This window comes from Moraxella sp. (assembly GCF_024227015.1).
Classification (GTDB): domain Bacteria; phylum Pseudomonadota; class Gammaproteobacteria; order Pseudomonadales; family Moraxellaceae; genus Moraxella.
Window position 1 is genome coordinate 1 of sequence record NZ_JAAELD010000094.1, and the last position, 9,014, is coordinate 9,014.

The window sequence follows — 9,014 nt, forward strand, 5'->3', positions numbered from 1 at the left end:
TAATAGCTTTGATTTCATTTACTTTATTTGGGAATTAATCATGAAAAAATTCGCCGCGTCAGCTTTGGTTTTAGCTTTTGTAAGCCTTACTGCCCACGCCCAAAGCCTGCCTGTCGATCCAGATGCACGCCTTAGCCTTGGTGTGAATGTCGGCTACACCGTTAGCGCTTATAAAGCTGATAATACTGTTGGCTTCGCCCCACAAGGTTTTTATGATAATCACCGCTGGTACATTGAAGGCGGAGAATTGGGCTTTTATCCTTATAAAGACAGCAAGCATCATGCGCGTATCGGCGTTGGCTATGATGGGCGCAGCTTCGATCCAGATGATGCTGATGATGAAATTAAAGGCTTGGATGAGCGTAAAGCTTCCGTCCTAGCACATGCCAGCTACATGCACATCACACCAATTGGTGGTATTAAGGCGAAGGTTGCTACCGATGTTGGCGGTCGTCATGATGGTACGGCTGTGACCTTGTCGCATGTCAGCCGCTTTAATGTCGATAAATTCACCATTTATCCATCATTTGGTGCGACATGGCGTGACAAGAACTACAACAACTATTACTATGGCGTGACTGAGCGTGAAAGCGCACGCACTGGCGTACAGGCTTATCAAGCGGATGACGGCATCAGTCCATTTATCTCTGCGATGGTCAATTATGACATGAACGACAATATCGCCCTATTTGCCAATCAGCGCTTTGAATGGCTGTCATCAGCCCAAAAAGAGAGCCCGATGACCGATGGTAGTGTCGAGAGCACAACTCGTCTTGGCGTGAATTATAAATTCTAATAAACCACAAAAATCCGCTCATTGTTGAGCGGATTTTTGTTTAATTGATCGGCTGTAGGGTTAATTTTTCGGCCTGCTGGACGGCATCACGAGCAGCGATGCGTTTTGCCCATTTTTGGACATTTGGATAATTATCCACACCTAAGAAAGTCGCCGCATCATAGCTGTCTGTCACGTATAATTTGCCCAATACCAACCAGCCATACCAAGGATAGATCACCATATCCGCAACGCTGTACTCGTCAGCTGCGATGTAATCGTGGTTTGCCAAGTGTTGATCTAGCACATCAAGCTGGCGCTTAGTTTCCATTGTGTAGCGGTTGATGGCGTATTCGATCGGCTCGGGCGCATAAGCATAAAAATGCCCAAATCCACCACCTACAAAAGGCGCAGAACCCATTTGCCACATGAGCCACGACAATACTTCAGCATTTTTGGCAGCATCTTTTGGCAAAAACTGGTCGTATTTTTGGGCAAGGTATAACAAAATCGCCCCGCTTTCAAAAACACTCACAGAATCATCGCCAGTATGATCGACAAGCGCAGGAATCTTTGAGTTCGGGTTAATCTCAACGAAGTCTGAGCCAAACTGATCGCCCGCCATGATGTCAATCTTGTAAGCATCAAAATCAAGCAAGCCTTGAGCTTTTAATTCCTCTAGAATGATATTCACCTTAACGCCATTTGGGGTATTTAGGCTGTATAGCTGGTACGGCTTATCGCCCCTTGGCAATGTCTGATCATGTCGTGCGCCCGCGGTTGGTCGGTTCGTGCCGCCAAATTTACCGCCCATATTAATGGCATTAACATCCCAAACTTTTGGGGGTGTGTAGGTTGTCATGATAACTCCTAAGATTAATATATTAAAGAATTTATTGTAATTACAATATAATTATATATTAAATACTTTGTATAGCTTGATTTATTTTAAACGCTTACAAACACCGCCATAGCCATTTTCAAAATAAAAACGATGCGTGTCTTTATCGTCGAATGCCACATAATGCCAATTGTCCTGTTGATAGCTTTCAACGATGTATTCTTGATATTCGGCGGTTTCGCTGTCATCTACTCTGACGAGCCCGCCTGGCAAGAAGTAATACTGCTCATAATAAGCCAAGCTATTAAAGCCATCCATATGCAGCTTATCACCCTCTAGACGCCAGTTGTAATGTGATCCGATAAATTCTAATGTGGGACTAGATGGGCTTTGATATATTATCTCATTGTATTCATCGGCTGTGCCATCAGCGTGGTAACGCATCAGACCTGTGTTCTTTTCGCCTTGATAATCGGTCTGGCATAACCAATCACCAATCATATCGCCACGCGTAAAGCTCATCGCATGACTTGGCATCGCCAAAGCCATCAAGATGGCACTTATTAATAATCCTCTCACTGATACTCCTTATTCGTATGTGTCATTATCGTTCATAGATGAATTAAAGTATGCGCTTGCAATAACCCTGTTCTACAGGCGAAAAATTTAGTATAGCCAAACAATGCCTATTTTACAATCATCCATACACAAAAAGGCGGTATGACACCACCTTTTTTGTTTGTTTTTATTAAAGCAAGATTTTACGCGGGTCAGCCAACAGCTTAGCAATATAGCGAGTAAACACCGCCGCATCCGCTCCGTTAATCGTACGGTGGTCGTACGATAGAGACAACGGTAGCATAAGACGTGGTTCAAACTCTTTGCCGTTCCAACGTGGCTGATAGGTGGATTCAGAAATCCCCAAAATCGCCACTTGCGGATGGTTGACAAGCGGTGTGAAGTAAGTACCGCCCATGTTGCCTTGGCTTGAAATGGTGAATGACGCACCTTGCAAGTCTTTGGCGGACAGTTTCTTGTCACGGGCTTTTTTGGCAAGCTCACCAATCTCAATGGCAAGCTGGCGAATGCCTTTGGCTTGGGCATCACGAATTACAGGCACAATCAAGCCATCATCAGTCGCCACTGCAATACCCATGTTCACCGATTTACGGATAATCATTTGGGTGTTGTCATCCGACACATGGCTGTTGAATTTAGGGTGCTGGTTCAGAGCATACGCCACCGCCTTAACGATAAACGCCAAAATGGTCAAGCCTACGCCTTGAGCCTTGAACTCGGCTTTTAGCTCGTTACGCATGGCCTCAGTGTCGGTAATGTCCGCCAAATCAAACTGTGTAACCTGTGGCAGTAGCGTGTTTAGGTTCAGCTGTGGGATAGAGACTTTTTGTAGGCGCGTTAGATCAGCTGTCTCAATCTCACCCCAGATTTCTTTGTTGCTCATGTCAGGCAGTGGCGGCAAGCTGATCGCCGAACCGCTTGCAGCAGGTGCTGCTTTTGGTGCAGCTTGTGAACCCGTCATCACCGACTTGACATAGCCGAATAGGTCTTCTTTTAGGATGCGACCGTGGGCAGCTGTACCTTTGACGGTGCTGATGTCCACGCCCAGTTCACGCGCCAGCTTACGTACCGCAGGCCCTGCGTGAGCGTCCTTAGCTCGTGCGTTAACTTCTGCTTCTGGCAGTTTGGCGCTGCTTGATGATGCAGGTTTTGGCGACTCATCTTGGGCAGGTGCTTTTGGCGCTTCTTGTTTTGGTGTATCTTTTGGTGCAGCTTCTGCTTTAGGTGCTGGTGCCGCCCCTTCTGCCTTAATGACGATAAAGGCTTGACCATTAGATACACTATCACCAGCATTGACTAAGATTGACTCGACCACACCACTGACAGGTGCTGGCACTTCAACCGATGCTTTGTCAGATTCTACCAACAGCAGTGGCTGATTCTCTTCTACTTGATCGCCAACGCTCACCATAATCTCAGCGATCTCAGCACTATCAACACCTAGATCAGGTAGATTATGAGTTTGGTTACCACCAGCAGGTGCAGACTGAGCTGATTCGGCAGGCTTAGCCTCTTCTTGAGCAGGGGCTGGTGCTTCTGATGTCTTCGCTGGTTCATCGTTCGGGCTTTCAGAAGCTGCCGCGCTATCCGAAGCTTCAACGCTAAGTAAGACGCTGCCTTCGCTAACACTGTCGCCAACATTGATGGCAATGCTGGTTACCTTGCCAGAGACGGGCGACGGTACTTCTACCGACGCTTTGTCTGATTCTACTAGGACAATGTTGTCATTTTCGTTGATGATGTCGCCAACTTTAACCAAAATTTCGGCGACTTCAGCACTATCTACACCCAAATCAGGGGCTTTAATTTCCATTGATCGTCTCCTTATTTAGGTTCTGCGACATTGTTGTCATTTAGAATCGGTGCGTCTGCTTTATCTTCAGCACGCCCCTCACTGCTGATGGCGTCATCAGAATCTTCCACAAAATCAGGAACTGGCGTTGGGTTTTCGTTGACGGCAGCAGCAGGCGCATCTGGGAAATAATCATAATGCGGCTGTGGTTGCCATGCAGGCGCTTGATCGACATCGATGTCAAAGCTGTTGATCGCATCTTGAACCAGACGAACATCGATCTCGCCTTCGTCAGCCAACTTCTTCAGTGTCGCCACGACAATGTGTTCAGCATTAACATGGAAGAAGTTGCGCAGCTGCTCACGGCTGTCAGAACGACCAAAGCCATCCGTGCCCAAAGTGGTGTATGGGCGACTGTCAGGTAGCCAGCCACGGATTTGCTCTGAGTAGTTACGCATGTAATCAGTTGCCGCGACCACGATGCCTTGATGTGGAGCAAGCTGTGAAGTTACCCATGGGGTCTTAGCTTCTTGGGTTGGGTGCAGGCGATTGTAGTCATCGCATGCCATGCCATCACGAGTCAGCTCGTTGAAGCTGGTGACGCTCCATACGTTTGCCTTGATGCCAAAGTCATCATTAAGGATGCGAGCGGCTTTTTGAACTTCGCGTAGGATAACACCAGAGCCCAGAAGCTGAACTTGGCTTGAGCCATTGTCTTCTAGTAGGTACATACCGCGTTTGATGCCTTCTTCGACACCTTGTGGCATGGCTTCGTGCTCGTAGTTCTCATTCATCAGAGTGATGTAGTAGTACACACGCTCGCCTTCGCCATACATGCGTTTTAGACCATCATGCATGATGACCGCCAGCTCATAGCCAAAGCAAGGATCGTATGTAACACAGTTAGGCACAGTGCCAAATAGAATGTGGCTGTGTCCGTCTTGGTGCTGTAAGCCTTCACCGTTCAAGGTGGTACGACCTGCGGTAGCCCCGAACAAGAAGCCTTGTGCCTGCATGTCGCCAGCTGCCCAAGCTAGGTCGCCCACACGTTGGAAGCCGAACATTGAGTAATAGATGTACATCGGAATCATCGGCAAGGCGTTGGTTGAGTAGCTGGTTGCAAGGCTAATCCAAGAACTCATCGCACCTGCTTCGTTAATGCCCTCTTCTAGCATGTGACCGTCTTTGGCTTCTTTATAGCCCATCAAGGCTTCTGCGTCTTCGGCGACATAGTTTTGACCGACAGATGAATAGATACCAAGCTGGCGGAACATGCCTTCTAGACCGAACGTACGCGCTTCATCTGGTACGATAGGCACGACATATTTGTTCAGTGCTTTGTCTTTTAGCAGTGCTGACAATAGACGCACGAATACCATTGTGGTTGATTGTTTTTTGCCTTTTGAGCCTTGTAGTACTTGATCAAAGATGGACAGCTCTGGGATTTGTAATGGTGTGTGACCACTACGACGAGCTGGCAAGTGTCCGCCCAGTGCTTGACGGCGACCCATTAAGTATTTGTATTCTGCTGAATCTTCTGATGGACGATAGAATGGCAGTGTCTTAAGATCTTCATCAGTAAATGGTAGATCGAAGCGATCGCGGAAGTATTTTAGACCACTTTCGTCAAGTTTTTTGATTTGGTGGGCTTTGTTAACCGCTTGGATTTGGTTGGATAGACCATAACCTTTGACTGTTTTTACTAGGATAACAGTTGGCTGGCCTTTGGTTTTCATGGCTTCAGCATAGGCGGCATAGACTTTTTTCGGGTCGTGGCCACCACGGTTTAGACGCTGAATCTCATCATCAGACAGATCTTTTACCAGCTCTTCTAGCTCTGGATATTTACCAAAGAACTCTTTACGAGTAAATGCACCATCACGTGCTTCGTACAGCTGATAATCACCATCAACCACTTCTTCCATGCGGTGTTTTAGTACGCCTGAGGTGTCTTTGGCAAGTAGTGGATCCCAATGATCACCCCAGATTACCTTGATCACTCGCCAACCTGCGCCGCGGAATACAGATTCTAGTTCTTGAATGATTTTACCGTTACCGCGCACAGGACCGTCTAGGCGCTGTAAGTTACAGTTGATGACCCAGATCAGGTTATCAAGCTTTTCACGGCCTGCCATAGAGATCGCGCCCAAGCTTTCAGGTTCGTCCGTCTCGCCATCGCCTAAGAACGCCCATACTTTTCGATCTTCGTCTTTGATTAGGCTGCGGTGCGTCAGGTATTTTTGCGCGCGTGCTTGATAGATTGACATCAATGGACCAAGACCCATCGATACCGTTGGGAATTGCCAGTAGTCAGGCATCAGATATGGGTGTGGGTAGCTTGATAGACCTTTGCCGCCAACTTCACGGCGGAAGTTTTTGAGCTGGTCTTCGCTCAAGCGCCCTTCTAGAAATGAACGTGCGTACATACCTGGTGCGCCGTGACCTTGATAATAGATCATGTCGCCGCCAAAGTTCTCATCAGGCGCACGCCAAAAATGGTTAAAACCTGTCTCATAGAGTGTCGCAGATGATGCGAATGTCGCCAAGTGACCACCAAGCTCATCGTCATTTTGATTGGCACGCATCACCATCGCAAGCGCATTATAACGAATCAAAGCGCGCAGCTTACGCTCCATATGAAGGTCGCCAGGATAGTTCGGCTCGTCTTCAGCAGGGATGGTATTGATATAAGCAGTGTCTAATCGGTTGAACGGTAAGCCTTCTTGTACTGCCATGTTGTATAGTGCTTTTAGTAGAAATTGAGCGCGTTCTTTATCAGCGTTTTTGATAACCGAGGCGAATGCGTCAAGCCACTCTTGGGTTTCGACATGGTCGGCATCTTTATAATAAGTGGTCATAAAGGTATCCTAATTAAAATTTAGCCAAATATTGGCGGTGAATTTAAAATGCACAATCGTCGTCGCGTTGCCAGTCAAGTAAATTACACGTCTTTTATGGCAAAATGATGACATAATTAACGGCACACTTTAAAGATCATTTGTATTATAAAGGCTTTTTCTAAAAAAGTTTATCGTTTTTAGAAAATGAAAAAATTATCAATATTTTTTTAAAAAATACTTATTTTAAATCAATTCATTATAGCACAATTTTATAAAATAAATAAGAATTATACTTATTTAGCGCCATAAAAAAAACCGACAAACCCATAAAAGGTCTGTCGGTCATAAATCATACTCAAATCAATCTTCAGTAGATTGGGTTTGGATGTAATTTTGAATACCGATGTCTTCGATTTTCTCTTGTTGAGTCTCAAGCCAATCTTCGTATTCTTCGTTGCCATCTTTTAGTCTGACTAACAGCTCACGAGAAACGAAATCACGTTTTTCGGTGCATACACCGATCGCATCTACAAGCACATCATGCTTACGTTTCTCTAGGCGTAAATCACATGCCAAAATCTCTTCTACGTTCTCACCGATAAGCAGCTTACCAAGCTCTTGCAAGTTTGGCAGACCTTCTAATAGTAGGATGCGCTCGATAAGCTCATCAGACCATTTCATCTCTTGGATAGACTGCTTATAAAATGCGTCGTTTAGCTCTTCAACGCCCCAATTCTTCACGATGCGCGCATGCAAGAAATACTGGTTAATCGCGATGAGTGACTGACCCAGTACGCTGTTGAGCGCGCGAATGACTTCTTTATCACCTTTCATGGTTTATCTCCTAACAAATGTCCAAATTCAACAAACTGCAAATTAGTGTGCAGCGCCAACGATGTTCGGTTCGGCAGTTTGGCTTTGTAGGTAGTTTTGAAGACCCATAAGCTCGATCAGGCGAAGCTGTTTTTCTAGCCAGTGTGCGTGATCTTGTTCGGTATCTTCTAGTTGGCGCACCAACATATCACGAGTAACATAGTCGCGCTCAGCTTCGCAGATGGCGATGCCTTCTTTTAGATGCTCTTGTACGGTGTATTCTAGGTTAAGGTCAGACTGCAGCATGGCAGGCACGTCAGCACCAATGTTAATCTCGCCCACTTGCATGTTAGGTGTACCGCCCAGCATGATGATGCGGTTGATGATAAGGCGTGCATGTAGCGTCTCATCTTCCATCTCGTGATAGATGCGATCGTGTAGCTTGCCAAGTTCCCATTCTGCGTACATTTGAGAATGGATGAAATATTGATCGCGTGCGCCTAATTCGCCAGCTAGTAGAAAGTTTAGATAATCAATGACTTTTTGAGAAGATTTCATCTGTTGCTCCTGTTCTTGTTAAAAATAAAGATGATGGATTGACCACCCATCAAGTTGAGTATATATTAACATAAATACGACAAATATCACCCCAATAATTGTATAACAAATGAACTGATAACGGAGTGCAATCTGCGAATGGCTCTCACATTGAGAACGTATTTAACTGAGGTTTTGTTATGAATTTAAGATAAAATCATTCTCAAACGGTTGCTCTAAGTATTTGATTTTATTAATATAAATAAAAGAATAACAGCTCACAATAGCAAGCTGTTATCATTTGAGGATAATTTTAATTTATTGGTTTAATAATGATTATCGATTAGTAGGATCAATCAATAAGAATGATTGTCACGAAGATGCATCCTGCATTACTTATAGAAATATTATCGTAACATATTTAACTTCAATTAACCTGCCATGACGTCAATGACAGGAAAGCTGGCTTGATGCTCGTCGATCAGGTCTTGTACCATAGGCACGCAACAGCCGCAGCAAGTGCCAACTTGCAGTGCATCTTGAAGACCTTGTAGGGTATTAATGCCTTGGGTCATGGCGGTATTGATTTGAGTGTCTTTTACATCGTGGCAGATACATACGTACATGATGGTCTCCTGTGATGAGCGGTGGGATTAGCCGCCCTTCCCCATGTTGAATGATAAAAGTCAAAGGCTGTGATTGATTTGATGAATACTATAACAGGAACAATTCTTGTTTTCAACATTTTTTAAGAATTTTTCTTATTTAATAAAGAAAACAAATAACAATCGCATTAATGATAAATAAAACAAAACATTCCTGACTGTTTTAGTCGGA

Annotated in this window: 8 protein-coding genes; 1 reads left to right on the top strand and 7 read right to left on the bottom strand. The window is 45.1% G+C overall.

Translation table 11 applies throughout. The annotated features are described in order from the left end of the window. The first annotated feature begins 40 nt into the window (after positions 1-40). A complete protein-coding gene (locus tag GY683_RS02090) occupies positions 41-796 on the top strand; it encodes a MipA/OmpV family protein (RefSeq protein ID WP_297287175.1) in 756 nt (251 codons plus the stop codon). A gap of 40 nt (positions 797-836) precedes the next feature. Here GY683_RS02090 and yghU read toward each other — a convergent pair whose 3' ends face one another. The 7 genes from yghU to GY683_RS02125 form a co-directional block, all read right to left on the bottom strand. Next, the gene (gene yghU / locus GY683_RS02095) at positions 837-1,637 is read right to left on the bottom strand and encodes a glutathione-dependent disulfide-bond oxidoreductase (RefSeq protein ID WP_297287176.1); all 801 of its coding nucleotides are present in this window, start codon (positions 1,635-1,637) and stop codon (positions 837-839) included. A gap of 81 nt (positions 1,638-1,718) precedes the next feature. Then, complete coding sequence (locus GY683_RS02100) at positions 1,719-2,195, bottom strand: hypothetical protein (protein ID WP_297287177.1); 477 nt, start codon at positions 2,193-2,195, stop codon at positions 1,719-1,721. A 169-nt stretch (positions 2,196-2,364) separates the two neighbouring features. Then, a complete protein-coding gene (locus tag GY683_RS02105) occupies positions 2,365-4,008 on the bottom strand; it encodes a dihydrolipoyllysine-residue acetyltransferase (protein WP_297287178.1) in 1,644 nt (547 codons plus the stop codon). Between the two features lie 11 nt (positions 4,009-4,019). Beyond that, on the bottom strand, positions 4,020-6,845 hold the full coding sequence (gene aceE / locus GY683_RS02110) for a pyruvate dehydrogenase (acetyl-transferring), homodimeric type (protein WP_297287179.1): 2,826 nt from the start codon (positions 6,843-6,845) through the stop codon (positions 4,020-4,022). Positions 6,846-7,187: 342 nt separating this feature from the next. Beyond that, complete coding sequence (bfr, locus tag GY683_RS02115; protein WP_297287180.1) at positions 7,188-7,661, bottom strand: bacterioferritin; 474 nt, start codon at positions 7,659-7,661, stop codon at positions 7,188-7,190. Between the two features lie 42 nt (positions 7,662-7,703). Next, positions 7,704-8,198: a bacterioferritin gene (bfr, locus tag GY683_RS02120; RefSeq protein ID WP_297287181.1), complete on the bottom strand. Its 495-nt coding sequence runs from the start codon at positions 8,196-8,198 to the stop codon at positions 7,704-7,706. Between the two features lie 410 nt (positions 8,199-8,608). Next, a complete protein-coding gene (locus GY683_RS02125) occupies positions 8,609-8,803 on the bottom strand; it encodes a (2Fe-2S)-binding protein (protein WP_297287182.1) in 195 nt (64 codons plus the stop codon). Positions 8,804-9,014: the final 211 nt, after the last annotated feature.